This window comes from Streptomyces sp. NPDC006365 (assembly GCF_042870755.1).
Lineage (GTDB): Bacteria > Actinomycetota > Actinomycetes > Streptomycetales > Streptomycetaceae > Streptomyces > Streptomyces xiangluensis.
The window spans coordinates 240,067-263,390 of sequence record NZ_JBIAHS010000006.1; the positions used below are offsets into that span (position 1 = coordinate 240,067).

Below are 23,324 nucleotides of genomic sequence, written 5' to 3' on the forward strand. Positions count from 1 at the left end.
CCCGTGAACCAGGTCGGCCCGCGCAACGGCTCCGCCGGGGACACGGGGGATACGTCGGCGGAGGCCGGCCCCGCCCCGGACGTCCGCCCGAGGACGGCGGGAGCCAAGGTGCCCCCGCAGCAGGGGGCGGCGGATGCGGACCGGGAGCGTACGCGCGGTGCCGCGGGCAATCGCGTAGAGGCGGGCCCCGGGAGCGGCACGCCGCAGGGCGCTGCCGCGCACTCGGACCCCGCCCGGGGCGAGCACACCCACAGCGAGACCCCGATCCCGCAACCACGCGCGGCACGCGGGCGCCCGCAGGCCGGTGCGGCGGGCGGGCCCGCCCCGTCCACCCAACCGGCAGCCCCCCGCCCCGTCGTCCAGCGATCCTCCGTCCGAGGCCAGATCCTCGACGCCCTCCGCGTCGCCCTCGTGGGCGGAGAGCTCGCGCCCGGCGAGGTCTACTCCGCCCCCGTGCTCGGCGAGCGGTTCGGGGTCTCCGCGACTCCCGTGCGTGAAGCGATGCAGCAGCTCGCGGTCGAGGGGGCCGTGGAGGTGGTGCCGAACCGGGGGTTCCGGGTTGTCGAGCGTGGGGCGCGGGAGCTGGCCGAGCTTGCCGAGATCCGGGTGCTGCTGGAGGTGCCCGTCATGCAGCGGCTGGCCCGTAGTGTGCCCGCCGAGCGGTGGGTGGAGCTGCGTCCTCTCGCCAAGGCGACGGCGCGGGCCGCGGCCACCGGCTGCCGGGCCACCTACGTCGAGTCCGACCGTGCCTTCCACCGCGCGGTGCTCGCCCTCTCGGGCAACGAGCAGTTGGTACGGATCGCCGACGACCTGCACCGCCGCGCCCAGTGGCCGTCCGCCACCGGCCCTGCCTCCCGCCGCCGCGCTGCCCTGACCGCGAACGCCGCCGAACACACCGAGCTCCTCGAAGCGTTGATCAACAAGGACCTGGCGACGACGCAGTCCCTCGTAAGGGATCACTTCACGGGCGCGTAAGCGCTCCGCTGGGGACCGGTGATGAACCCGCGGGCCGGTGGGGGCTGGTCGCGCAGTTCCCCGCGTCCCCAAGGGGCCTGAGGCCTCCCTTGGGGCGCGGTACCGCACCTGACTTCACCAAGGCCGCCCAGCCCGGCACCGTCACGGCCCCACCCTCACGCCGTAGCCGCCGGCGGAGCCAACCGCGGTGCCAGCCATGTCGGTACGCCCCCGAGGAGCCGGAACAGCCTTGCCGCCTCGGCCCGCAGCCGGGACGCGTCCGGCTCGGTCTCGGCGTCGGCGAGGGAGGCCAGCGCGGGTGCCGTACCGACCAGGTAACCCAACTCCTCTCGGATCCGCAGCGATTCGGTGAAACCGTGCCGGGCCTCCGCCAACTCCCCTTCGCGCAGGGCGAGTCCGGCGAGATGACGCCAGGTGAAGGAGAGCAGCAGCGCATCGCCCTGGGCGGTCGCCCCGGCGTGGGCGCGACGGTACGCGGCGCGGGCCGCCTGCGGGGAGTGCGCGAGGTTCTCGGCGAGCAGCCCGCGCCGGAAGTCGAGCAGGGCCCGGCCCGGAGCGCTCGGCGCGATCAGCGCCGCCGCCCGGCCGAGCGCGGCCCGCGCCTCGTCCGCCCGGTCCCGCACCCCGAGCAGCGTGGCCGCGTACGCCAGCTGCCCGCGCTCGCAGGCCGCCGCACCCCGCTCCTCGTCACTCCGTGCCAGCGCCTCCGCCGTGCGCAGCGCGTCCTCGGCCTCCGCCCAGCCCTGCTCGGTGTAGAGGCACCGCTCGACGAGGAGCGAGGCCCGCTGCAGCGCGGCGGGAGCCGTGACGGGTTCGAGGAGTGCGGCTGCGTCGGCCCAGCAGGCACGCGAGCGCAGCCGCCATACCGCGGTCTGGAGTGGATCGTCCCCTGCAGCCGTTCCGTAACCAGACATGGCGGGATACGCCACGTTGCCCTCCCCGAGCACGCCATTGAGCTGTTGAGTGGTGGCGGCATCTCAGCACGAATGGACGCGCCTGGCCAAGGGGGTGGGTGAAAGATTTCACAAAGCTATGGGACAACGAACGGCACTTCATGCCACCTTCCACCACTCACGGCTTCTCGCGAGCGCCGTGCCCCCCCCGTGATCTCAACTCATCCGCAACGCCAGAAAGAAGTCCAGCTTGTCCTCGAGCCGTGACAGGTCGCGGCTCGTCAACTGCTCGATACGGCCCACCCGGTAACGCAACGTGTTGACGTGCAGATGCAGGCGGCTCGCGCACCGCGTCCAGGAGCCGTCGCAGTCGAGAAACGCCTCGAGCGTGGGGATCAGCTCGGCGCGATGCCGGCGGTCGTAGTCCCGTAGCGGATCAAGGAGGCGAGCCGTGAAGGCACGGCGCACGTCGTCCGGCACGAACGGCAGGAGCAGCACATGCGAGGCCAGCTCCTGATGCCCCGCCGCGCACACCCGGCCTGGACGGGCGGCGGCGACCCGGCGGGCATGCCGGGCCTCCTCCAGCGCGCCCCGCAGTCCCTCCGCCGAGTGCACGGCCGCGCTGACGCCGATCGTGAGCCGGCCGTCGTCGTTGAGGCCCGCCGACAGCGGGCCGCGGACGGCCTCCAGCAGCGCGTCGGCGAGCAGCCCCGACTCCGAGCCGTCGTGGTCCGAGGCCATGGCCGACAGGGGTACGAGCGCGATCGCCTCCTCACCCGTATGGGCCACCGCGATCCGGTCGGACGGCTCCGGCCCGGACGACACCGGATCGACGAGGATCTCCTCCAGCAGGGACTGAGCCACAGGACCGCCCTCGATCTCCCCGCCGTCCCACTCGACACGGGCCACCACGACCTGCCAGTGCGGGGCCGCGCCGAGCCCCGGCAGCAGCACGGGCGCGGCAACCCGCAGCCGCGCCGCGATCTCGGCGGGCGCCGCCCCGCTCTGCACCAGCTCCAGCACTTCCTGGGCGAGTCTGCGCCGTACCGTACGCGCCGCGTCCCGCCGGTCGCGCTCCACCGCGATCAGCTGCGTCACGCCGTGGAGCAGGTCGAGCCGCTCCTCCGGCCAGTCCCCGGCGTCCGCCTCCACCGCGAGCAGCCAGTCCGACAGCACCGTCTCCCGTACGTCGCGCGAAGCCGCCGCCCCTCTGCCGCTGCTGAGGATCGGGAACAGGGAGTACGTCGTGCCGCCCACCCACACGCGGTACGGCCCGCGTCGTCCCGTTCGCGCCGCCGCCAGGTGCTCGGCGGCCAGTTCGGCGCGCACCTCGGCGGACGGCCGGGGCCCCGAGAGGTTCGAGCCCGCGATCGCGCGCCCGGCGGGGGACAGCACCCAGGCCCGTAGATCCAGATCGGAGCCGAGCAGATCCAGGACCACGTCCGGACCGCCGCCCGCCGGGCCGGAGGTCATCATCCGGCGGTGCCGGTCCACCACGGCCGCCAGATCCCCGGCCCGCTCGCCCGAGACCTGCCGTACGACATGCTCGGTGATCGTCGCGAAGGCCACCGACTCGTCGACGGCGAACAGCGGCAGCCGGTGCCGGGCGCAGGCCAGCACCAGATCGTCGGGGATGTCGCCCAGCTCGGCCTCGCCGGCGGCCAGGGCCGTGACCCCGGCCGCCACGAGGATCCGTACGAATGGCTCGGAGTCCGCCGCTCCGCGCCGCCACGCGAGACCCGTGAGGACCAGTTCACCGCCGGAGAGATAGCGGCTGGGGTCCCGCAGATCCGTGGTCATCACCCCGCGCACGGTGCGGTCCAGCTCGTCCTCGCCGCCGAGCAGCCTGAGGCCCAGAGCGTCGGTGTCCAGCAGTGCGCGCAGCCGCATTCTCGTCGCCGCCGTTCCTTGTCTGGAAATCTCTGGTTCCCGGGGGACCGTGTCCGATGTTTCCCGAGGAGAACGATGACGTTGCAGGCGTCCCCCGTTCAGACGAATCTACAAGACGATCGCCCTGGCCAGCCGACTCCTTCATGGTTTCCGTGACTGACCCAGGTGAGGGACCCCGAGGTGTACTGATCTCAATCCCTGTGAACAGCTCCTGATCGAGCCGATCCCGTCGCCGTCCCCGGTCTGGCTCAAACGGAACGCCCCACGATACGAAGAGAGAGCCCCTCATGGACTTCCTTCGCCCCGGCAGCTGGGAGGAGGCGCTCGCCGCAAAGGCCGAGCACCCCACCGCTGTGCCGATTGCGGGCGGCACCGATGTGATGGTCGAGATCAACTTCGATCACCGCCGGCCCGAGTACCTCCTGGACCTGAACCGCATCGGCGAACTGAGCGACTGGGAGGTCGGCGAGGACAGCGTGCGACTCGGCGCCTCGGTCCCGTACACGAGCATCATGGAGAACCTGCGGGCCGAACTCCCAGGTCTCGCCCTCGCCTCCCACACGGTCGCCTCCCCGCAGATCCGCAACCGCGGAGGCGTCGGCGGCAACCTCGGCACCGCCTCCCCGGCCGGCGACGCCCACCCCGCGCTCCTCGCGGCGGGCGCCGAGGTCGAAGCCGAGTCCGTACGAGGCTCCCGCCGCATCCCGATCGACGACTTCTACACCGGTGTGAAGCGCAACGCCCTCGCCGCCGACGAACTGATCAGGGCCGTCCACATCAAGAAGGCCGACGGGCCGCAGCAGTTCTCCAAGGTCGGCACGCGGAACGCGATGGTGATCGCGGTCTGCGCCTTCGGTCTCGCCCTGCACCCGGCGTCGCGCACGGTCCGCACCGGCATCGGCTCGGCCGCGCCCACGCCCGTGCGGGCCAAGGCCGCCGAGGAGTTCCTGAACGCGGCGCTCGACGAGGGCGGCTTCTGGGACAACGGCAAGATCATCACCCCATCGGTCGCCAAGCAGTTCGCGGACCTGTGCGCCGCCGCCTGCAGCCCGATCGACGACGTCCGGGGCACCGCGAACTACCGCCGCCACGCGGTGGGCATCATGGCCCGCCGGACACTGACCTGGACCTGGGAGTCGTACCGCGGCACCGCCGCCACGGAGGGAGTCGCGTAATGCGCGTCAATTTCACGGTCAACGGCCGCCCCCAGGAAGCCGACGACGTCTGGGAGGGCGAGTCCCTGCTGTACGTGCTGAGGGAGCGCCTGGGGCTGCCGGGTTCCAAGAACGCCTGCGAGCAGGGCGAGTGCGGCTCGTGCACGGTCCGGCTCGACGGCGTACCGGTGTGTTCGTGTCTGGTCGCGGCGGGCCAGGTCGAGGGGCGCGAGGTCGTCACGGTCGAGGGGCTGGCGGAGCACGCACGGCAGCGGGCCTGCGGCGGTGATTCCCACGCAACCGATTCCCGCGCAACCGGTTCCTGCGGTACGTCCCTCGACGAGGCCAAACGGTGGGCCGCGCACGGTACCGACTCCCAGACCGGGGAGGGTGGTGAACTCTCCCCGATCCAGCAGGCGTTCATCGACGCAGGCGCCGTGCAGTGCGGCTTCTGCACCCCCGGCCTGCTGGTCGCGGCCGACGAGATGCTGGAGCGCAACCCGACTCCGACCGACGAGGACATCCGCGAGGCGCTGTCGGGCAACCTCTGCCGCTGTACCGGCTACGAGACGATCATGAACGCGGTCCGCCTTGCGGCCGCCCGGCAGGGAGAGGCGGTCTGAGCATGGCAGGCGACAACACTCCCCTCGGCACTCCCACCAAGGTCACCCAGGGCTCGCGGACCAAGGGCGGCATCGGCGAGTCCACGCTCCGCCCGGACGGCACACTCAAGGTCACCGGAGAGTTCGCCTACTCCTCCGACATGTGGCACGAGGACATGCTGTGGGGCCAGATCCTGCGCTCTCCGGTGGCACACGCGGAGATCGTGTCGATCGACACCTCCGAAGCCCTCGCGCAGGCCGGCGTGTACGCCGTCATGACGTACGACGACCTGCCGACCGACGTGCGGCACTACGGACTGGAGTTCCCGGACACCCCCGTACTGGCCCATGGCCGCGTACGCCACCACGGCGAACCCGTCGCGATCGTCGCCGCCGACCACCCGGAGACCGCACGCCGCGCCGCCGCCAAGATCAAGGTGGAATACCGCGAACTCCCGGTCATCACTGATGAGTTGACCGCGACCGCCCCCGACGCGCCGCTGATCCACGAGAACCGCGCGGATCACCACGCCGCCCACGTCACTCACCCCAACATCCTGCACCGCCAGCCGATCATCCGCGGAGACGTGGCCCAGGCCCGCCGTAGCGCCGACTTCATCGTCACGGGCGAGTACACCTTCGGCATGCAGGACCAGGCGTTCCTCGGCCCGGAGTCCGGTCTGGCGGTCCCCGCGGAGGACGGCGGCGTCGACCTCTACATCGCCACCCAGTGGCTGCACTCCGACCTCCGCCAGATCGCCCCGGTCCTCGGCCTGCCCGAGGAGAAGGTGCGGATGACTCTGTCCGGCGTCGGTGGCGCGTTCGGCGGGCGCGAGGACCTGTCGATGCAGATCCACGCCTGTCTGCTGGCGCTGCGCACGGGCAAGCCGGTGAAGATCGTCTACAACCGGTTCGAGTCCTTCTTCGGCCATGTCCACCGCCACCCCGCGAAGCTCTTCTACGAGCACGGGGCAACGAAGGACGGCAAGCTGACGCATCTGAAGGCCCGCATCGTCCTGGACGGCGGCGCGTACGCCTCGGCCTCACCCGCCGTCGTCGGCAACGCGGCCTCGCTCGGCGCGGGCCCGTACGCCATCGACCACGTCGACATCGAAGCCCTCGCCCTCTACACCAACAACCCGCCCTGCGGCGCCATGCGCGGCTTCGGCGCGGTGCAGGCGTGCTTCGCGTACGAGGCGCAGATGGACAAGCTCGCCGACAAGGTCGGCATGGACCGGGTCGAGTTCCGCCGGCTCAACGCCATGGAGCAGGACACGATCATGCCCACCGGCCAGCCCGTCGACTCACCCGCCCCGGTCGCCGAACTCCTGCGCCGCGTCAAGGCGATGCCCCTGCCGCCGGAGCGCCAATGGGCGAGCTCCGAGGGCGCGGACGTACGCCAGCTGCCGGGCGGCCTGTCCAACACCACGCACGGCGAAGGCGTCGTGCGTGGTGTCGGGTACGCGGTCGGGATCAAGAACGTCGGCTTCTCCGAGGGCTTCGACGACTACTCAACTGCCCGCGTTCGTCTGGAGGTTGTCGGCGGCGAGCCTGTCGTCACCGTCCACACGGCGATGGCGGAGGTCGGCCAGGGCGGCGTCACCGTCCATGCGCAGATCGCCCGCACCGAGCTCGGCGTCACTCAGGTGACGATCCAGCCGGCCGACACGCAGGTGGGTTCCGCGGGCTCGACTTCGGCGTCGCGTCAGACGTACGTCACTGGTGGCGCCGTCAAGAACGCCTGCGAACTGGTCCGCGAGCGGGTCCTGGAGATCGGGCGCCGCAAGTTCGGTACGTACCACCCCGCTTGGGCCACCGCCGAGCTGCTGCTGGAGGGCGGCAAGGTCGTCACCGACGGCGGTGAGGTGCTGGCCGGCCTGGCGGACGTACTCGAGGACGAGGCGGTCGAGGTCGAGGAGGAATGGCGGCACCGGCCGACCGAGCCGTTCGACCGGCATACCGGGCAGGGCTTCGGACACGTCCAGTACAGCTTTGCCGCACACCGCGCCGTGGTCGAGGTCGACACCGAACTGGGCCTGGTGAAGGTCATCGAGCTGGCCTGCGCCCAGGACGTCGGCAAGGCCCTCAACCCGCTCTCCGTCGTCGGCCAGATCCAGGGCGGCACGACGCAGGGCCTGGGCATGGCCGTCATGGAGGAGATCCTCGTCGACCCGAAGACGGCGAAGGTCCGCAACCCGTCCTTCACGGACTACCTGATCCCCACGATCCTGGACACGCCGACCATGCCCGTCGACGTGCTCGAACTCGCCGACGCCCACGCGCCGTACGGGCTCCGGGGCGTGGGCGAGGCTCCGACGCTTTCGTCGACTCCGGCCGTCCTGGCGGCGATTCGGAACGCGACGGGTCTTGAGTTGAACCGGACGCCGGTGCGGCCGGAGCACCTCACCGGCATGTAACCGCTCCGGGGCGGAGGGGAGTTTTCCTGGGGACTCCGCCCCCGACCCCCGGCGTTCGATGACGCCCGCCACTCGCCCCCGTACCCGTGAGGAGAACGAGATGCTGGACATCGCCGAAGAGCTGAACCGGTGGGTCGAGCAGGGCCGCGACTTCGCCGTGGCCACCGTGGTGGCCGTCGGCGGCAGTGCGCCCCGCCAGCCCGGCGCCGCCCTGGCGGTGGACTCCGAGGGGTCGGTGATCGGCTCGGTCTCCGGGGGCTGCGTGGAAGGCGCGGTGTACGAGCTGTGCCAACAGGCCTTGGCGGACGGGGAGTCGGTCCCGGTTCTGGAGCGCTTCGGCTACAGCGACGAGGACGCCTTCGCGGTGGGCCTGACGTGCGGCGGCGTCATCGACATCCTGGTGACGCCGGTACGCGCTTCGGCACCCGACCGGGATGTGTTCGCGGCGGCGCTGTCCGCCGCCGCCCGCGGGGAGGCGGCGGCGATCGCGCGCATCGTCTCCGGGCCGGGGGAGTTGTTGGGCCGCGCGCTGCTCGTACGGCCGGGCGAAGCAAAGTGGGGGTCCCCCCGGACGGAGTCCGGGGGAGGCTCGTACGAGGGCGGATTCGGCGCCCATCCCGAGCTGGACCGCACGGTGGTGGCCGAGGCGTGTGCCTTCCTGGACGCGGGCCGCACCGGCACCCTGGAGATAGGAGAGCAGGGCTCTCGTTGCGGAGCGCCGCTCACGGTGCTGGTCGAGTCGTCGGTGCCGCCGCCGCGGATGATCGTCTTCGGTGCGATCGACTTCGCGTCGGCGCTGGTGCGCATCGGCAAGTTTCTCGGGTACCACGTGACGGTGTGCGATGCGCGTCCCGTCTTCACGACGGCGGCCCGCTTCCCGGAGGCCGACGAGGTCGTGGTCGAGTGGCCGCACCGGTACCTGGAGCGGACGTCGGTGGACGCCCGTACGGTCCTGTGCGTCCTGACCCACGACGCCAAGTTCGACGTACCGCTGCTGCGGCTGGCGCTAGGGCTGCCGGTCGCGTACGTGGGTGCCATGGGTTCGCGCCGCACGCACCTCGACCGCAAGGTGCGGTTGCGTGAAGTGGGCGTAACAGAACTGGAGTTGGCGCGGCTCCGGTCCCCGATCGGGCTGGATCTCGGGGCCCGTACGCCCGAGGAGACGGCGCTGTCGATCGCGTCCGAGATCGTCGCGAATCGGCGTGGGGGGAGCGGGGTTTCGCTGACGGGGGCGCATACGCCGATTCATCACGACGCGACGGCTGCTGCGTCGGTGGCGGGGCGGATGGGGTCGGTGGCCTGAGGCCGGTCGTGCTGCGGACAAGAGTCGTCTGTTGCAGCCACCTTGACGGGCCGCCAGGTACGCGACGAGGCTCGTGGGAGCGCTCCCGTAAGTCCGCAAGTCCCCGGTGACCGTTGCGAACAGGAGTGAACCCATGCGACGTATCTCAACAGGCCTGGCTGCCTTACTGGTTGGCCTGGCCTCTGTGCTGAGCGCGCCGGCGGCAGGCGCGGCGGATGTGGCGAATGTTGTGACGGATGCGACGGATGCCGATCGGCACAGACCCGGCCTGTACGTCCCCGAGGCCAACCCGGCGGCGTACCGCCAGGCCTTCGAGCTGACCCGGGCAGGCCAACTCCGCGACGCGGCAGGCATCCTGACCATGGCACGCACGCCGCAGGCGGTCTGGTACGGCGACCAGACGCCGCCCCAGGTCGAGCGGCTGATCCGCGAGGTGGCGCGCGATGCGGACCAGGACGACGCCCTGCCCGTCTTCGCGCTCTACAACGTGCCCGGCCGCGACTGCTCCAACTACTCGGGCGGCGGCGCCTCCAACACGGCCGAGTACAAGGCGTGGATCGACGCGGTCGCGCGCGGGATCGGCAGCCGTGACGCGCTCGTGGTCCTCGAACCCGACTCCCTCGCCCTCGTCCCCGCCGACTGCGGCCAGGACGACGCGCAGGGCACGCTGACCGCCGCCCGCTACACCGAGGTCAACTATGCGGTGGACAAGCTGGAACCGCTGCGCGGCACGCGGGTGTACCTGGACACGGGCCACCCCGGCTGGCACACCGTCAACTCGATCGTCCCCCGCCTCCTCAAGGGCGGCATCGCCCGCTCCTCGGGCTTCTACACCAACACGTCCAACTACCAGACCGACGACGCCAACTCCTGGTACGGCAAGCTCATCTCGTCCTGCCTCGCGTACGTCGACGGAGGCGGCGACGTGGCCGACTGCCCCCACCAGGGCTGGCCACGCGCCGACGCCCGGGCCTGGCTGGAGGAGAACGTACGCGTACCACCCTCCCGTATGAAGCACTTCGTCACCGACTCCAGCCGCAACGGCCGGGGCCCGTGGACCCCGCCCCCGGGGAAGTACACGGACCCCCAGGACTGGTGCAACCCGCCCGACCGCGGCCTCGGCACCCGCCCCACCCTCCGCACGGGCGACCCGCTCCACGACGCCCGGCTGTGGATCAAGATCCCGGGCGAATCGGACGGGCTGTGCCTGCGCGGCACGGAGGGTCCGGAGGACCCGGAGCGCGGGATGGTCGACCCTGATGCGGGGGACTGGTTCCCCGAACAGGCCCTGGAACTGGTGCGGTTGGCCAATCCGCCGATTCTGGGCGGATTTTGAGGGCCCAGGAGTTCGACGAGCAGCGGGCCGGCCTGGCCGACGCGCCCGCTGCTCGGGCATCCGAGGGATTCGGCCGACTCGGAGAAGATGACCGTGGTCATCGTGCTGGTCTTCGGCGTACTGATCACCCCGACAGACTTCGGTCAGGGCATCCGAGATGTCCTTTTGGGCCAGCTCGTGGACGGAATGTCGCAGTCGGGGCGATGAGCTCCGCACGGCCGAAGCCGACCCCCTGCGGGAGTGCCGCGGGCACTCATTCCGCGGCTCGGACCGTGCCCGCCCGGTTCGGCGGTGTGCGACAGGGTGCCAGGCAGGACCGGAACCTCCCAGGCAATCGCCACAGGATGCCCTCGGCCGGCCACAGAGACTTCCGGGAGCGGCGGGTCCCGGTGGCCTCACAATGGGTCTCGTGGCCCATGTTCCGATCGCTCGTCACCTGCTCCGCGCCAGGGATCTCGCGGACGCCCACTACTCCGAGGCACTCACCGTGGCCGACATGGCCGCGGCCGCCGCGCTGTCCCCTACCCACTTCAGCCGCCGCTTCAAGGCCGCGTTCGGCGAATCGCCGCACCAGTACCTGCTGACCCGTCGCCTGGAGCGGGCCGCCGCCCTGCTGCTTGCGACGGACTGGACGGTGGCCGCGATCGGCGTCGCCGTCGGTGTGCAGAGCATCGGTTCGTTCACGACGAGCTTCCGGAGGATGTACGGGATGACCCCGCAGGTGTACCGGGCGGCGCACCCGCCCGCCGCACGGCATGTGCGCATCCCCCGCTGTGTGGCGATGACCTACGGACGGCCACGAAACCGTACGTTTCGAGAAGACACGGCGTTGCCGACTGCCTAGCGTCGATTCCAGGCAACCGACCGAGGAGCGACCATGACGACGATCAAGATCGCCAATGCGCAGTTCTGGGTGCACGACCAGGACGAGGCTCTTGACTTCTACACCAAGAAACTCAGCTGGGAGGTGCGGGCGGACGTGGCGATGGAGACATGGGGCTTCCGGTGGCTGTGCGTCGCCCCGCCTGGCGGGGACGGTCCGGCGCTGGTGCTGATGCCGATACCGGGGCAGCCGATGCTGGACGAGGCGAGCAGCGACCAGCTGTCGGATCTGGTGGCCAAGGGTGCGGGCGGCACGCTGTTCCTGGAGACCGATGACTGCAAGGCCGCGTACGACGAACTGTCCGCGCGTGGCGTCGAGTTCAACGACCCGCCGACGGCGCAGGCGTACGGGATCGACACGTCGTTCAGGGACCCGTCGGGCAACAACATCCGGCTCACGCAGGTGCTGGAGTTCGATCCGGAACGGCACTGAACCGAATCCGCAGGGTACGTGAAGCTGATCATGCAGATGCTTGGGGATTGCACATGAGCGCCGACACGGCGATCAAGGCAGCTTCAACAACCCGTCCACCGCGCGCCCGAACATCCACCGGGCCACCCACGCCAGTGGCCGGTCGAAGGCGGTCGGCAGTCGGCGTACGCGCAGTTCCTCCTGCCACACCACCCGTGAACCTCCGTTCCCGTATGGATGCACCGCGATCTCGGCCCACCCCGTCACGAAGGTCCCACGCTTGAGCAGGCGGCACATCCCTGAGCGTCCCTCCGTCGGCGGTCGCCAGGTGACGACCTCCATCGGGTCGTCGAACGTGAGGGGGCCGATTCCCGATCGCGCCACGAAGACCGTGCCCTCCCGGGTCGGCGGCGAGGTGACGACGGTGACCCGGGTGAGCGGTACGACGTCCCCATGGCGTTCCCATGTCGTCAGCCGCCGCCAGACCTGGTCGACGGGACTCGGAGCTACGCGTTCCAGGAGGAAGAGGACCATGAGGTGATCGTAGGCAGGCTAGCCGCGCGGGTGACTCGCAGAGCCCGCGTGGGGCGGCGCCGATCAGATCGGCGTGCTACGTCGCCGTCAGCTCGGCGACCAACTCCTCCAAGGTGTTTGACCGCCAATCGAAGGTGTCGGTCCCCTTCGGAGGATCCCCGACTGGTCGCTGAACGTAGGCGGTTCGCATTCCCGCCGTCTGAGCTCCGCGGAGGTCCCAGGCGTGGGCGGCGACCATCAGCACACGCTCCGGTGGGCATCCTGCCGCGTCGATCGCGAGCCGGTAGACCTCCGGTGCGGGTTTGTGGGCCCGGGCATCCTCGGCGGACAACGCCTGGTGCCAGCGCAGCCCGGCGTATGCGTTGAGTCGGAGCAGCGTCGCGCGGCTGGCGTTGGAGAGCCCCAGTACAGGAAATCGCCGCGCGAGGCGCGTGAGTTCGGCGACGGAGTCGTTCCAGGGCTTGAGGCGCTGACTCGCGGTAGCCAGTCGCCCGATGGCCTCCGGGTCGGTGAGCCCGGCACAGTCGGCTACGCGTTGAGCTGCCTCGCGGTCGATGATCCCGGTGTTCGCGTACGCCCGGCCTTGTTCCTCGATGCGTCGCTGCTCGTGCTCGACATGCTCTTGCCACACAGTGAGCAGCTGGTCGACCGACGCATCGTCGGACGCGGGCACCGCGTCGCGAATGGCCGCTCGAAGCCCGCCTGGCTCGTCGACCATCGTTCCGAGGATGTCGAAGACGACGACCTCGATGTCACTCGCATCGGGCATTCGGTCTCCTGTTGACGGTGGACGGGTGCGGGCGCGACGGTTCCGGCTGTGCATGGGACAGCGTCTGGGTGATCTGTGACATTCCCGGATCCACCTGCCGGGGGCAGTCGCCGTTCAGCAAAGCCGTGTTCGCGACGGGACCCCCCATCGTGGGCGCGACCAGCCACCCCGAACGCGCACGCACCCACCCCCACGACCCCACCCCACCCCCTCAACCGCGGGAACCGAACCCCTCAAACGTCCAGCAAATCCCGAGCCCGGACCACTGCCCCCGTCTCGAACGACCGATTCGCCGCCAGCCCCGTGACCAGGGACCGCGCCCCGTCCGTCGCGTCCGCCGCGCGGCCCAGGGCATCCGGGGTTTCCGTCCGCTCGCCGAACAGGTCCGCCAGCATGCGGACGTCCCCTCCCCCGTGGCCGCCTTCGCCCGTCGAGACCTTCACCTCACGCGGCGGCTCCCAGAAGCGCCGCAGCAGCAGCTCGGTACGGCCCGCCTCATCGTCGGCCGCCGAGCCGTGCATGACAGGACTCGAGCCCTCCGACCCGACGGCGTCCGGGCGGGTCCACGTCGTTTCCTCCACGAGCAGCTCCAGCCGCCCCGAACTCCCGTTGAACGAAACCCGGTAGCCCTCCCAAGGGGCGTACGCCGTCAGGTGGTACGTCAGCGTCGCGCCCGAGGCGTACCGCACGAGTACCGCCATGTCGTCCTCGATCGTCACGCCGGGGCCGAAGACGTTCTGGTCGCGGTGGTACCCGTCCTCCCCCTCGGCGTCGAGATACAGCGACTGAAGCACGGGCGAATCCGCAAGGCGTACGGCGAAGGGGTCGCCGTCGGCGGCGGGGTCGCCATGAGCCCGCATATACGAACGCGCAAGTCCTCGCCGCCGCCCCGCACTCTCCCCGTAGAAGAAGAGACCGCCTTGCGCGAAGACCGTCTCGGGCGATGTGCCCAGCCACCAGTTCACCAGGTCGAAATGGTGAGTCGCCTTATGGACCATCAGGCCACCGGAGTTGGCCTTGTCGCGGTGCCACCGCCGGAAGTAGTCCGCGCCGTGCCGCAGATCGAGCAGCCACTCGAAGTGCACCGAGCCGATCTCGCCGATCTCGCCGGACCACAGGCACTGACGGACGGCTGAATGCACCGGGTTGTAGCGGTAGTTGAAGGCGACCCGTACCTCGCGGCCCGTGCGCCGCTGGGCGTCCAGGATGCGCCGGGCCCGCGAGGCGTCCGTCGTCATCGGCTTCTCGGTGACCACGTCGCAGCCCGCTTCCAGAGCCCCCACGATGTACTGATCGTGCGTGCGATCCACGCCGCACACCACGACCAGGTCGACGCGCTCATCACGAAGCATGAGCTCGAAGTCCTCGGCCGCGTACGCCGGTACGGGCGCCCGTCCGGGGTGGTCGGCGGCCAGCCACTCGTTGTGGACGGCCATGCGGTGCGCGTTGACATCGCAGAAACCCACCAGCTCGATCCGGTCTGCGTAGGGACCGGCCAGCGCCTCGGTGAAGAGCCGGGCCCGTGCGCCCAGCCCCACCACGGCACAGCGACGGCGGCGCCGTTCGGTCTCAAAACTCATAAATGTCTCCGTTCGCTGGGTGTCGATGACTCCGGCGAAGAGCCGTGGCAGTTCCGCCGGTGAAGATCCCGGACAGTTCCAGGGAAGTGGCGCACGAGGGCTTGTACGGACATCCGGACGATACCTAGGGTCGTTTTGCTCGCAAGCGCTTTCTGCCCGAGAGAGGTGACCCCACACATGCCCGGAAACAGGACAACGAGGTCCTGCGTGACGGCCGCGGTGCTGGCGCTCTGTGCGTCGCTCACCGGCTGTTCGGGATCCGGCGACTCGGCCGGCGGAGGCGAGGTCGTGCTGCGCTACACCTGGTGGGGCAACCCGGACCGGGCGGCCCGCACCGAGGAGGCCGTCGCGCTGTTCGAGGAACGGAACCCCGGCATCGACATCCAGACGTCGTTCTCGGGATACGAGCCGTACAAGCAGAAGCTGGCCACACAGGCGGCCGGTGGCGACGCCCCCGACGTGATGCAGCTCGACTACCGCATGATCGACCAGTACGCCTCCGGTGGCGTCCTCCTGGACCTCGCGCAGCAGAGGTCCGCGCTCACCACCGCCGACATCGACAAGGGCCTGCTGGCCACGGGCGTCGTTGAGGGCAAGCAGTACGCGATCCCCCAGGCGCGCGGTACCGAGACGACCGCGTACGACGCGAAGCAGTGGAAGGCCTCGGGCGTCGAGCTGCCGCGCGAGGGCTGGACCTGGAGCGACTGGGCCGACGCGATGCGCGCCCTTGCGAAGGAGACCGGCAAGCCCGGCGGCACCGACCCCGGCCAGAGCGAGGACTGCTTCGAGGTGTGGCTGCGCGGCCAGGGCAAGGACCTCTACACCAAGGACCGACAACTCGGCTTCACCGCCGACGACTTGACCGAGTGGTGGACCTTCACCGACAAGCTGCGCCGCGAGGGTGCCGTCTCGCCCGCTGAGGAGACCACCCAGCTCGACGGCACGGTCGAGAACACCCCGCTGGGCCGTGGCAAGGCCATCTCCGACATGAACTGGGACGCGCCCGCCAGCGGCTTCCTCGCTCTCGTCCCCGGGGGAGTCACCCTGGCGCCCATGCCGTCGGGTGAGGACGGGACACCCGGCCAGTACTTCAAGCCGTCGATGTTCATGGGCGTCGCCGAGGCCTCCGAACACCCCAAGCAGGCCGCCCGGTTCGTCGACTTCATGCTGAACGACATGGACGCGGCGAAGATCCTCGGCGCGACCCGCGGCATCCCCGTCAACGATACGGTCCGCGAGGCGATCGCGCCCGGGCTGAAGGACTTCGACAGGACGATCGCCGACTACCAGGCCTCCGTGGACGGTGACCTCAACGCCCCGCCCCAGGCGCCGCCTTCGGGCGACAGTGCCCTGCAGACCACCTTCATGCGCGACTACGACCAGGTGTCGTACGAGCGGATGTCGCCCCGCGAGGCAGCCGAGAACTACATCACCGAGGCGAAGGCGGAGCTGCGGTCATGACCACCACCGAGATGCCGACGGCCGTACGAACCCGGCAGACCGCCACCGGAAAGAAGCCCCCGCGACGCGGGCGCGAGGGCGCCGCCTGGGTGTTCCTCTCCCCGTGGGTCCTCGGCGCGGCCGTGCTGACGCTGCTCCCGATGGCCGTCTCGCTCTATCTCTCCTTCACCGACTACGACCTGTTCAACCCGCCGCAGTGGGTGGGCCTGCGCAACTACACGCAGATGTTCACCGAGGACCCGCGCTACTGGCGCTCGGTCGTCGCGACCCTCACGTACGTCGTGATCGCCGTGCCCCTCCAACTCGGCCTGGCCCTGGTCGTCGCGCTCGCCCTGAAGTCCATGCGGCGCGGACGCGGCTTCTACCGCTCGGCCTTCTACGCACCCTCCCTGCTCGGCGCCTCCATGTCCATCGCCCTCGTATGGAGGGCGGTCTTCAACGACGGCGGCACGGTCGACAACCTGCTCGGGACGGGTGGCTGGGTCAATCAGCCCGGCTGGGCGCTGTTGGCCATCGCACTGCTGACGGTGTGGCAGTTCGGCGCGCCGATGGTCATCTTCCTGGCCGGACTCCAGCAGATCCCGGGGGAGTTGTACGAGGCGGCAGCTGTGGACGGGGCGAGCCGGTGGCGGCAGTTCCTGTCCATCACCGTGCCCATGCTGTCCCCGGTGATCTTCTTCAACCTGGTGCTCCAGACCATCCAGGCCTTCCAGGTCTTCACCCCCGCCTTCGCCATCAGCGCGGGCAAGGGCGGCCCGGCCGACTCCACGCTCTTCTACACCCTCTACCTCTACGACCGCGGCTTCGTCGCCTCCCACATGGGCTACGCCTCCGCGATGGCCTGGATTCTGCTCCTCGTGATCGGCGCCGTCACCGCCGTACTGTTCCGGACCTCGCGCTCCTGGGTCTTCTACGCTTCCGAGGGGGACCGATGACCACCTCAACCGCCGCAACTCCCGCCGTACGCAAGCCCATTGCCTGGCGGCGCGTGGCCCTGCACGCCGGCTGCCTGGCCGCGCTCCTGGTGATGCTGTATCCGCTGGCCTGGCTGCTCGCGACCTCCGTCAAGCCAGCCGACGAGGTGATCGCCAGCCTCAACCTGTTGCCCGGCAGCCTGGAATGGTCCAACTACTCGACCGCTCTGGAGGGCGTGAACGAGGTCTCCGTGTGGCGGCTGCTCGGCAACTCCCTGTTCATCGCGGGCGGCGCCGTCATCGGGAACGTACTGAGCTGTTCCCTCGCCGCGTACGCCTTCGCACGTCTGCGCTTCCGCTTCCGCGGGCCGCTGTTCGCGTTCATGATCGCGACGATCATGCTGCCGCACCATGCCGTGCTGATACCGCAGTACATCATCTTCAACCAGCTCGGCATGGTGAACACGTACTGGCCGTTGATCCTGCCCAAGTTCCTTGCCACGGAGGCGTTTTTCGTCTTCCTCATCGTGCAGTTCATGCGGGGGTTGCCGCGTGAGCTGGAGGAGGCGGCGCGGATCGACGGCGCCGGGCCGTTCCGCAGCTTCTTCAGCGTCATCCTGCCGCTGACCAGGCCCGCGCTGATCACCACCGCGATCTTCACCTTCATCTGGACCTGGAACGACTTCTTCACCCAGCTGATCTATCTCTTCTCACCGGAGAAGTTCACGCTCACGCTGGCACTCAGGCAGTTCGTGGACGCCTCCAGCCAGTCGGCCTTCGGCCCGATGTTCGCGATGTCGGTGATCGCGCTGCTGCCGATCGTGCTGTTCTTCCTCGCGTTCCAGCGCTTCCTGGTCGAGGGCATGGCGAACTCCGGGATCAAGGGGTGAGCGCCGGGCAGGCCCGCGAGACGGGCGAGATCTTCGGACCGCGAATGACCCTGTTCGCGGATGTGCTGAGTGTGGGGGTCTGTACGGCGCTGGTGTCGCTGCCGGTCGTCACGCTGCCGACGGCCCTGTCCACGGCGTGCGCGGTGCTGCGCGGTGCGCGGGAGGACCAACCCGCCACGGCGGGACGGTACTTTGCGGTGCTGCGGCGACGGTTGCGGGCCGGGGACCTCGCGGCCGGTGCGCTGTCCGCGGCGGGCGTGCTGCTCCTGCTCGCCGACTTGGCGCTGGCCCGGGCGGGCCTGCCGGGCGCGCCGCTCTTCGCAGCCGTCGCCGCGCTCATCGGTACGTACGCCGCTGTCGTCGGCCTGCGCGCCTGCGCCCGCCCGGAGTCCCTCACCGACTGGCGCGCGGCGGTGCGCGAGGCGGCCCGGGATTCCGTACGGGATGTGGGCGGCAGCGGTCTCGTACTCCTGGCCGTGGTGGCGGCGGCGCTGTGCGCGTGGATGCTGCTGCCGTTGGCGTTTCTGGCGCCGGGGCCGTTGGCGCTGGCGCTGACGGCGATCGACGTACGGCTGTCCGGACGGGCCTGAGGGGACCCGCATCCGTCAGGAGAGGGGCAGGCCGTACTTCTCGCTGACCCGGTGGATCTCCTCCACCGGGTACGGGGTCTCCCTGCTCTCGTCAAGGAACGTGTGGTTGAAGCCCGAGACCACCGCGGCCAGCGGTGCCCAGCGGGCGATGATCGCCGCCGCCGCGTCGGGGATTCCCGTGAGGCGCTCGCCCCGGGCGGATGCGCGTACCGCCACCTGGCGCTCCTCCCGCTCGTAGTCGTACAGGTCCTTGAGCAGCCAGTTCACCAGCCAGGTCATCGTGTAGGCGCGGTCGTAGAGGCGATGCCGGTCGTAGAAATCGGCGTGGCTCTGCGACAGCTCGAAGCGAGAGGAGAGCGCGAGACCGAAGTCGGTGAAGTACAGGCGTCGGCCGTCGGTGAGGATGTTCTGGAAATGGGCGTCGAAATGGAGGAGCCCGCGCGCGTTCATGAAGGAGACGCCCGCCTCCAGTTCCCGCTCCACCAGGGAGCAGGCCGCGTTCGCGTCGTCCGTCCGCATCCGTTCGGCCAGCCAGGTGTGCAGGTCCTGCGGGATGTACTCCAGGAACAGCGCCACGCTCGCCGATGACCGGCCGAGCGCCTCGATCCGGTGGCGTATCCCCGGCCCGCCTCCCCAGTAGGCGACGGCCCGGTCCACATCCGCCAGTTCCTCGGGCAGTGACTGCGACGTGTCCGGCAGAACGCGCCAGTGGTACAGCAACGGGAAGCCCTGGTAAGCGTCCCCGAGCACCCAGTTGGTGGTCATGATGTGCACGGCGAGCTCCCGCCAGACCCCGAAGCCCGGATGGCCGATGGCACCGATGCCGTACTGACAGAAGGCGGGCAGCCCGAACAGGTTCGCCGTGGACCGGACGTTCTCCGGCAGCGACTCCAGGTCGGTGAGCGGCACCCGCTTCACGAACACCGGGCGTCCGGCGACCTCCATCAGCACCGACTTCCCGCCGATTCCGGAACCCAACGGCACGGCGGTGTCCACCAGTTCGCGCAGCTGATGATCACTGCACAGGGCGAGCGTCGTGGAGACGGCGCTGTGGGCGGCCAGCCGGGCACCGCGTGACATGTCAAGGGAATCTGGCTCCGCCACTACCGCGCCCACCCGTCTCCCGGCATGGCCGCCACTCTACGTACCTCCTTTCGGGCGACCAGATGGCCCTCTCCCTCCGTGCCGCGCTGCGCCCCTGCATGGCGTGCGCTAATTTGTCCGCGTTTGATAGTTTTTCACTATTTTCGGACTGGATTCAGGCCGGGTCTCTTCAGGCCGGGGTGAAGGGTGGACATGCCCAAGACCTTGCACGTCCCGCTCGTCGACGCCGAGCGGCGCCGCCCGTCGTCACGGGCCCGCACCGCGCGGCGCTTCGGCGGTCAGAGCGGGCTCGCCCTCGTGGCAGGTGCTTTCACGCTCGCTCAACTGACACTCGTACGCCCCGGGATGGGCCTCGGCTGGGACGAGGTGGTGTACGTCAGTCAGGTCAGCCCGCAGGCCCCGGCGGCGTTCTTCAGCGCGCCGCGCGCCCGCGGCATCTCGCTGCTGGCCGCCCCCGTCGCCTCGTGGTCGACCTCCACGGAACTGCTGCGGGTGTATCTGGCTCTGCTGTCCGGACTCGGCCTGTTCCTCGCACTGCGCGCCTGGCGGGGAATGTTCCCCATGGGCGTGCTGGCCTTGGCCGGCGGGTTGTTCGCGACGCTGTGGGTGACCCTGTTCTACGGGCCGCAGGTCATGCCCAACTACTGGGTCGCGATCGGTGCCGTGGCCCTCGTCGGATATTTCCTGCGCGCCCAGGCGAACCGTTTCGACCGGGCGGCGCTGTGGGGCGTCGGCCTGAGCGCGGCGCTGATGGCGGGGATGCGGCCCACCGACGCGGTCTGGGCCACCCTGCCGTTGCTCGCCGTGCTGGTGTGCGTGCGCCGTTGGCGGCGATGGCCACTGCTGGCGTCGCTGGTCGTGGGGCTGGCGGCCGGGGCGCTCGAGTGGGTCGTCGAGGCGTACGTCGCCTATGGCGGGCTGAGGCAACGGCTGGCCGACGCCTCCCTGGTCCAGGGCGGCCTCGGCTGGAACCTCGCCGTCGACGACCAGTTGCGCTCCCTGGTCGGCCGCACCCTGTGCCGCCCGTGCACCGCGCCGTGGCCGCACCCGGCGGTGCTGATCTGGTGGTTCGTCCTGCCCCTGCTGGCCGCCCTCGGCCTCGCGGTCGCGGTCCGGGCGGGCCGCACGGCCGTCACGCTCCTGCCCCTGACCTGCGCCGCGACGGCCGCCTTCCCTTACCTGTTCCTGATCGGATATGCGGCACCACGCTTCCTGCAGCCCGCCTACGCACTGCTGGCGCTCCCGGTCGCAGCCGCGCTCGTCCACCTGGTCACCACCCCGCGGAGCCGAACGCGGCGGAAAGTCGCCGTGACCCTGGTGGCGCTCGGTCTCGTCGGGCACCTCGCGATCCAGTACGCGGTGCTGAACCACATCGTGGACCGTACCCACGCCGCCCGCCGCGACTGGGCCCACACGGCAGCTGAGCTGCACCGGCTCGGCGTACGGCCGCCATGCCTGCTGACCGAGTACGAGGCCATCCCGATCGCCTTCTACACCGGCTGCTCCTCCGCCAACACCGACGGCAACAACGCCAACACCACCCCTCAGAAGATCGAGCGAACCGCCCGGCGGCTGCCGGTCGCCGCGCTCGTCACGCCGGGGGAACAGCCGCCCGCGTACGCCCGCACATGGCCGCACCACCGGATCGGTGAGGTGCGGATCTACGTGGCGCCCGCCGTGCCAGGGGACGGGGGCGCGGACGCATGACCGCGTCGGCAGGCATACCCTGTCTCACCTGGGGTACGCGGGAAACGCCCCCGTCCGGAACCGCAACGCACTGAGGACGAAGGCCATGATCGCCATTCCCGAGGCAGTGCTCACGGCCGCGGCGCAGGACGCCCTGCGCGATCTCAAGCGCCACCGTTACGACCCGTCGGCCCTGGACACCCTGATCGCCTCCGATGTCCTCGTGCCCTTGCCGGCCGACATCGCCGCCCATGATGCCGAGGACACGGACATGATGACGCTGCCCGTACTCGAGTACCCGCCGGGAACCCAGGCCGTCGTGGTCTTCACCTGCGAGGAACGGCTCTCGGACGCCTTCCCCGAGATCCACTGCTACCGGCAGCTGCAACTCGAGATCCTGGCAGCCAACTGGCCCACCGAAGCCGACCTCACCCTGGCCATCGACCTGGGCCACCCTGACGCGGTCACCTTCACCTCCGCGGCCGTACGCAGCGTGCTCTCCCACTGCCAGCGGTGACAGGGCGGCGTCCCGGGCCCGTACGAGAGTGACCGACGGGCGATTGTCAGTGGTGGGTGTCACGCTGATGAGACACAGGACCTGCGAAAGGGAATCGCCGTGATCACCACTGACCTCACTCCCGGCTCCCCCTGCTGGCTCGACCTCGGTGCCCCCGACGTCCCGGCCGCCGCGGCCTTCTACGGCGCGGTGCTCGGCTGGGAGTACGAATCCATGGGCGAGGGGGGCGACATGGAAGGCGGGATGTTCAAGAAGGACGGCAAGACCGTCGCCGGGCTCGGCAAGCTCAGCGAGGAAGGCGCCCGCTCGGCCTGGATGATCTACTACACCGTCACCGACGCGGACGCCACGACCCGGGCCGTTCAGAGTGCGGGCGGCACGGTGCGGGTGGAGCCCAGGGACCTGGACGACTGGGGGCGGATGGCGCAGTACAGCGATCCGCTCGGGGGCCAGTTCGCCGTCTGGCAGCCGGGGAAGCAGGCGGGCTTCGAGCTGGCGGACGAGGCGGGCTCGCTGTCCTGGACGGAGCTGTACACCAGCGACGCCGCTTCCGCGAAGGAGTTCTACGGCAGTGTCTTCGGCTGGCAGTTCGGTGACATGGAGCTGCCGGGCGGCGGGGGCTCGTATTCCCTCATCACCCCCTCCGGACTTCCCGAGGAGCGCATGTTCGGCGGCGTCATGGAGCTCAGCAAGGAGGATCTCGCGCTGGCGAGCGGGGTGCCGTACTGGCACCCCGTGTTCGCCGTGACCGACTGCGACGCCGCGGTCGCCAAGGTCACCGAGAACGGCGGCAGTGTCCAGATGGGCCCGGCGGACGCGGAGGGCGTGGGCCGCATGGCAGTCTGCCTCGACCCGTCGAACGCGGACTTCGTCGTACTCACGCCGGAGACTCCGGCGACCCCGGCGCAGGGCTGAGGCCCGCGGGGGTCCATCAGAAGCACCCGCGAACGGCCCGGGCGGTCCTGCGCACTGCCCGGACCACCGTCCGGACGACCGGACCGCCGCTCGGACGAGATGCTGTCCGTCGTCCGGTCACCGGTCGGCCATCACGCCGGGCGCCCGCGCCAGCTGCCCGTCCCCGCACGGCGTTTCCCTTTTGGCCGACCTTCACCTTGGCTTGGCGACGAGGTGCAGTTCGCGTACATCGGCAACGACGGCGACAAGACCAGCACCCCCTTCACGGGCGCACTGGCCAAGGACAAGGTGTGGACGTCGCTGCCGTTCGTCGAGAAGGGCAATGTGCACCGGCTGCCCGACGGCATCTGGATGTTCGGCGGTCCCGAGTCGATGGGGGCGTACATCGGCGCCGTCGTCGCCGCGCTGACGAAGTAACACCATGGCCGTGACCGCACCCGCACCCCCCGCCACCCGTCCGTCGGCGGCCACGTCCCGGACGGGCGCGGTCGGGCGCGGTC

21 protein-coding genes and 1 pseudogene are annotated in these 23,324 nt (G+C 70.3%); 16 read left to right on the forward strand and 6 right to left on the reverse strand.

The window, feature by feature from the left end; all coding sequences use genetic code 11:
- Window positions 1-3: 3 nt before the first annotated feature.
- Window positions 4-975, forward strand: a complete 972-nt coding sequence (locus ACFYO0_RS19375) for an FCD domain-containing protein (RefSeq protein WP_388677108.1) — start codon at window positions 4-6, stop codon at window positions 973-975.
- A gap of 155 nt (window positions 976-1,130) precedes the next feature.
- On the opposite strand, the gene ACFYO0_RS19380 is transcribed toward ACFYO0_RS19375, so the two are convergent.
- Together ACFYO0_RS19380 and ACFYO0_RS19385 are read right to left on the reverse strand one after the other, a co-directional pair.
- On the reverse strand, window positions 1,131-1,904 hold the full coding sequence (locus ACFYO0_RS19380) for a hypothetical protein (RefSeq protein ID WP_386350490.1): 774 nt from the start codon (window positions 1,902-1,904) through the stop codon (window positions 1,131-1,133).
- 180 nt (window positions 1,905-2,084) lie between these two features.
- Window positions 2,085-3,758 carry a PucR family transcriptional regulator gene (locus ACFYO0_RS19385; protein ID WP_388677112.1) on the reverse strand — a complete coding sequence of 558 codons (1,674 nt, stop codon included), beginning with the start codon at window positions 3,756-3,758 and terminating at the stop codon, window positions 2,085-2,087.
- 287 nt (window positions 3,759-4,045) lie between these two features.
- Between ACFYO0_RS19385 and ACFYO0_RS19390 the strand changes: the two genes are divergently transcribed.
- The 7 genes from ACFYO0_RS19390 to ACFYO0_RS19420 all read left to right on the forward strand — a co-directional run bounded on the left by ACFYO0_RS19390 (window position 4,046) and on the right by ACFYO0_RS19420 (window position 11,885).
- Window positions 4,046-4,933 carry an FAD binding domain-containing protein gene (locus ACFYO0_RS19390; RefSeq protein WP_388677114.1) on the forward strand — a complete coding sequence of 296 codons (888 nt, stop codon included), beginning with the start codon at window positions 4,046-4,048 and terminating at the stop codon, window positions 4,931-4,933.
- Window positions 4,933-5,535: a (2Fe-2S)-binding protein gene (locus ACFYO0_RS19395; RefSeq protein WP_388677116.1), complete on the forward strand. Its 603-nt coding sequence runs from the start codon at window positions 4,933-4,935 to the stop codon at window positions 5,533-5,535. The genes ACFYO0_RS19390 and ACFYO0_RS19395 overlap by 1 nt, the downstream gene beginning before the upstream one ends.
- Before the next feature lie 2 nt (window positions 5,536-5,537).
- Window positions 5,538-7,931, forward strand: a complete 2,394-nt coding sequence (locus ACFYO0_RS19400; RefSeq protein ID WP_388677118.1) for a xanthine dehydrogenase family protein molybdopterin-binding subunit — start codon at window positions 5,538-5,540, stop codon at window positions 7,929-7,931.
- Between the two features lie 100 nt (window positions 7,932-8,031).
- On the forward strand, window positions 8,032-9,234 hold the full coding sequence (locus ACFYO0_RS19405; RefSeq protein ID WP_388677121.1) for an XdhC family protein: 1,203 nt from the start codon (window positions 8,032-8,034) through the stop codon (window positions 9,232-9,234).
- Window positions 9,235-9,367: 133 nt separating this feature from the next.
- Complete coding sequence (locus ACFYO0_RS19410) at window positions 9,368-10,570, forward strand: glycoside hydrolase family 6 protein (RefSeq protein WP_388677124.1); 1,203 nt, start codon at window positions 9,368-9,370, stop codon at window positions 10,568-10,570.
- Window positions 10,571-10,970: 400 nt separating this feature from the next.
- Window positions 10,971-11,414: a helix-turn-helix domain-containing protein gene (locus ACFYO0_RS19415; protein ID WP_388677126.1), complete on the forward strand. Its 444-nt coding sequence runs from the start codon at window positions 10,971-10,973 to the stop codon at window positions 11,412-11,414.
- 33 nt (window positions 11,415-11,447) lie between these two features.
- Window positions 11,448-11,885 (forward strand): VOC family protein, encoded by a 438-nt coding sequence (locus ACFYO0_RS19420; protein ID WP_388677129.1) that lies wholly within the window; start codon window positions 11,448-11,450, stop codon window positions 11,883-11,885.
- A 72-nt stretch (window positions 11,886-11,957) separates the two neighbouring features.
- Here ACFYO0_RS19420 and ACFYO0_RS19425 read toward each other — a convergent pair whose 3' ends face one another.
- From ACFYO0_RS19425 to ACFYO0_RS19435, 3 genes are all read right to left on the reverse strand, one after another.
- On the reverse strand, window positions 11,958-12,398 hold the full coding sequence (locus ACFYO0_RS19425; RefSeq protein WP_388677133.1) for an SRPBCC family protein: 441 nt from the start codon (window positions 12,396-12,398) through the stop codon (window positions 11,958-11,960).
- 76 nt (window positions 12,399-12,474) lie between these two features.
- Complete coding sequence (locus ACFYO0_RS19430) at window positions 12,475-13,167, reverse strand: haloacid dehalogenase type II (protein ID WP_388677136.1); 693 nt, start codon at window positions 13,165-13,167, stop codon at window positions 12,475-12,477.
- 233 nt (window positions 13,168-13,400) lie between these two features.
- A complete protein-coding gene (locus tag ACFYO0_RS19435; protein WP_388677140.1) occupies window positions 13,401-14,747 on the reverse strand; it encodes a Gfo/Idh/MocA family protein in 1,347 nt (448 codons plus the stop codon).
- Window positions 14,748-14,924: 177 nt separating this feature from the next.
- On the opposite strand from ACFYO0_RS19435, the gene ACFYO0_RS19440 reads away from it, so the two are divergent.
- Genes ACFYO0_RS19440 through ACFYO0_RS19455 form a run of 4 tightly spaced genes read left to right on the forward strand, consistent with a single transcriptional unit; the run spans window position 14,925 to window position 18,602 of the window.
- Window positions 14,925-16,208 (forward strand): ABC transporter substrate-binding protein, encoded by a 1,284-nt coding sequence (locus ACFYO0_RS19440; RefSeq protein WP_388677143.1) that lies wholly within the window; start codon window positions 14,925-14,927, stop codon window positions 16,206-16,208.
- The gene (locus ACFYO0_RS19445) at window positions 16,205-17,143 is read left to right on the forward strand and encodes a carbohydrate ABC transporter permease (protein ID WP_388677146.1); all 939 of its coding nucleotides are present in this window, start codon (window positions 16,205-16,207) and stop codon (window positions 17,141-17,143) included. Before ACFYO0_RS19440 ends, ACFYO0_RS19445 begins: the two co-directional genes overlap by 4 nt.
- Window positions 17,140-18,012 (forward strand): carbohydrate ABC transporter permease, encoded by an 873-nt coding sequence (locus ACFYO0_RS19450; RefSeq protein ID WP_388677149.1) that lies wholly within the window; start codon window positions 17,140-17,142, stop codon window positions 18,010-18,012. Before ACFYO0_RS19445 ends, ACFYO0_RS19450 begins: the two co-directional genes overlap by 4 nt.
- A gap of 44 nt (window positions 18,013-18,056) precedes the next feature.
- Entirely contained in the window at window positions 18,057-18,602 is a 546-nt protein-coding gene (locus ACFYO0_RS19455; protein WP_388677606.1) for a hypothetical protein, read from the forward strand.
- Between the two features lie 15 nt (window positions 18,603-18,617).
- Here ACFYO0_RS19455 and ACFYO0_RS19460 read toward each other — a convergent pair whose 3' ends face one another.
- Window positions 18,618-19,682: a protein kinase family protein gene (locus tag ACFYO0_RS19460; protein WP_388677152.1), complete on the reverse strand. Its 1,065-nt coding sequence runs from the start codon at window positions 19,680-19,682 to the stop codon at window positions 18,618-18,620.
- Between the two features lie 216 nt (window positions 19,683-19,898).
- On the opposite strand from ACFYO0_RS19460, the gene ACFYO0_RS19465 reads away from it, so the two are divergent.
- From ACFYO0_RS19465 to ACFYO0_RS19480, 4 genes and pseudogenes are all read left to right on the forward strand, one after another.
- Window positions 19,899-21,413, forward strand: a complete 1,515-nt coding sequence (locus ACFYO0_RS19465; protein ID WP_388677154.1) for a hypothetical protein — start codon at window positions 19,899-19,901, stop codon at window positions 21,411-21,413.
- Window positions 21,414-21,498: 85 nt separating this feature from the next.
- The gene (locus ACFYO0_RS19470; protein WP_388677157.1) at window positions 21,499-21,909 is read left to right on the forward strand and encodes an SseB family protein; all 411 of its coding nucleotides are present in this window, start codon (window positions 21,499-21,501) and stop codon (window positions 21,907-21,909) included.
- 99 nt (window positions 21,910-22,008) lie between these two features.
- The gene (locus ACFYO0_RS19475; protein ID WP_388677160.1) at window positions 22,009-22,824 is read left to right on the forward strand and encodes a VOC family protein; all 816 of its coding nucleotides are present in this window, start codon (window positions 22,009-22,011) and stop codon (window positions 22,822-22,824) included.
- Window positions 22,825-23,025: 201 nt separating this feature from the next.
- Window positions 23,026-23,241: pseudogene (locus tag ACFYO0_RS19480) on the forward strand (iron-siderophore ABC transporter substrate-binding protein); the annotation flags it as partial.
- Window positions 23,242-23,324 lie beyond the last annotated feature (83 nt).

Bases quoted from the DNA above. Each gene is read 5' to 3' on its own strand.
- ACFYO0_RS19445 (WP_388677146.1), top strand. From the start codon at position 16,205: ATGACCACCACCGAGATGCCGACGGCCGTACGAACCCGGCAGACCGCC.
- ACFYO0_RS19410 (WP_388677124.1), top strand. From the start codon at position 9,368: ATGCGACGTATCTCAACAGGCCTGGCTGCCTTACTGGTTGGCCTGGCC.
- ACFYO0_RS19435 (WP_388677140.1), bottom strand. From the start codon at position 14,747: ATGAGTTTTGAGACCGAACGGCGCCGCCGTCGCTGTGCCGTGGTGGGG.
- ACFYO0_RS19460 (WP_388677152.1), bottom strand. From the start codon at position 19,682: ATGTCACGCGGTGCCCGGCTGGCCGCCCACAGCGCCGTCTCCACGACG.
- ACFYO0_RS19425 (WP_388677133.1), bottom strand. From the start codon at position 12,398: ATGGTCCTCTTCCTCCTGGAACGCGTAGCTCCGAGTCCCGTCGACCAG.
- ACFYO0_RS19390 (WP_388677114.1), top strand. From the start codon at position 4,046: ATGGACTTCCTTCGCCCCGGCAGCTGGGAGGAGGCGCTCGCCGCAAAG.
- ACFYO0_RS19415 (WP_388677126.1), top strand. From the start codon at position 10,971: ATGGGTCTCGTGGCCCATGTTCCGATCGCTCGTCACCTGCTCCGCGCC.
- ACFYO0_RS19470 (WP_388677157.1), top strand. From the start codon at position 21,499: ATGATCGCCATTCCCGAGGCAGTGCTCACGGCCGCGGCGCAGGACGCC.
- ACFYO0_RS19400 (WP_388677118.1), top strand. From the start codon at position 5,538: ATGGCAGGCGACAACACTCCCCTCGGCACTCCCACCAAGGTCACCCAG.
- ACFYO0_RS19405 (WP_388677121.1), top strand. From the start codon at position 8,032: ATGCTGGACATCGCCGAAGAGCTGAACCGGTGGGTCGAGCAGGGCCGC.
- ACFYO0_RS19430 (WP_388677136.1), bottom strand. From the start codon at position 13,167: ATGCCCGATGCGAGTGACATCGAGGTCGTCGTCTTCGACATCCTCGGA.
- ACFYO0_RS19420 (WP_388677129.1), top strand. From the start codon at position 11,448: ATGACGACGATCAAGATCGCCAATGCGCAGTTCTGGGTGCACGACCAG.
- ACFYO0_RS19465 (WP_388677154.1), top strand. From the start codon at position 19,899: ATGCCCAAGACCTTGCACGTCCCGCTCGTCGACGCCGAGCGGCGCCGC.
- ACFYO0_RS19455 (WP_388677606.1), top strand. From the start codon at position 18,057: ATGACCCTGTTCGCGGATGTGCTGAGTGTGGGGGTCTGTACGGCGCTG.
- ACFYO0_RS19440 (WP_388677143.1), top strand. From the start codon at position 14,925: ATGCCCGGAAACAGGACAACGAGGTCCTGCGTGACGGCCGCGGTGCTG.
- ACFYO0_RS19450 (WP_388677149.1), top strand. From the start codon at position 17,140: ATGACCACCTCAACCGCCGCAACTCCCGCCGTACGCAAGCCCATTGCC.
- ACFYO0_RS19385 (WP_388677112.1), bottom strand. From the start codon at position 3,758: ATGCGGCTGCGCGCACTGCTGGACACCGACGCTCTGGGCCTCAGGCTG.
- ACFYO0_RS19395 (WP_388677116.1), top strand. From the start codon at position 4,933: ATGCGCGTCAATTTCACGGTCAACGGCCGCCCCCAGGAAGCCGACGAC.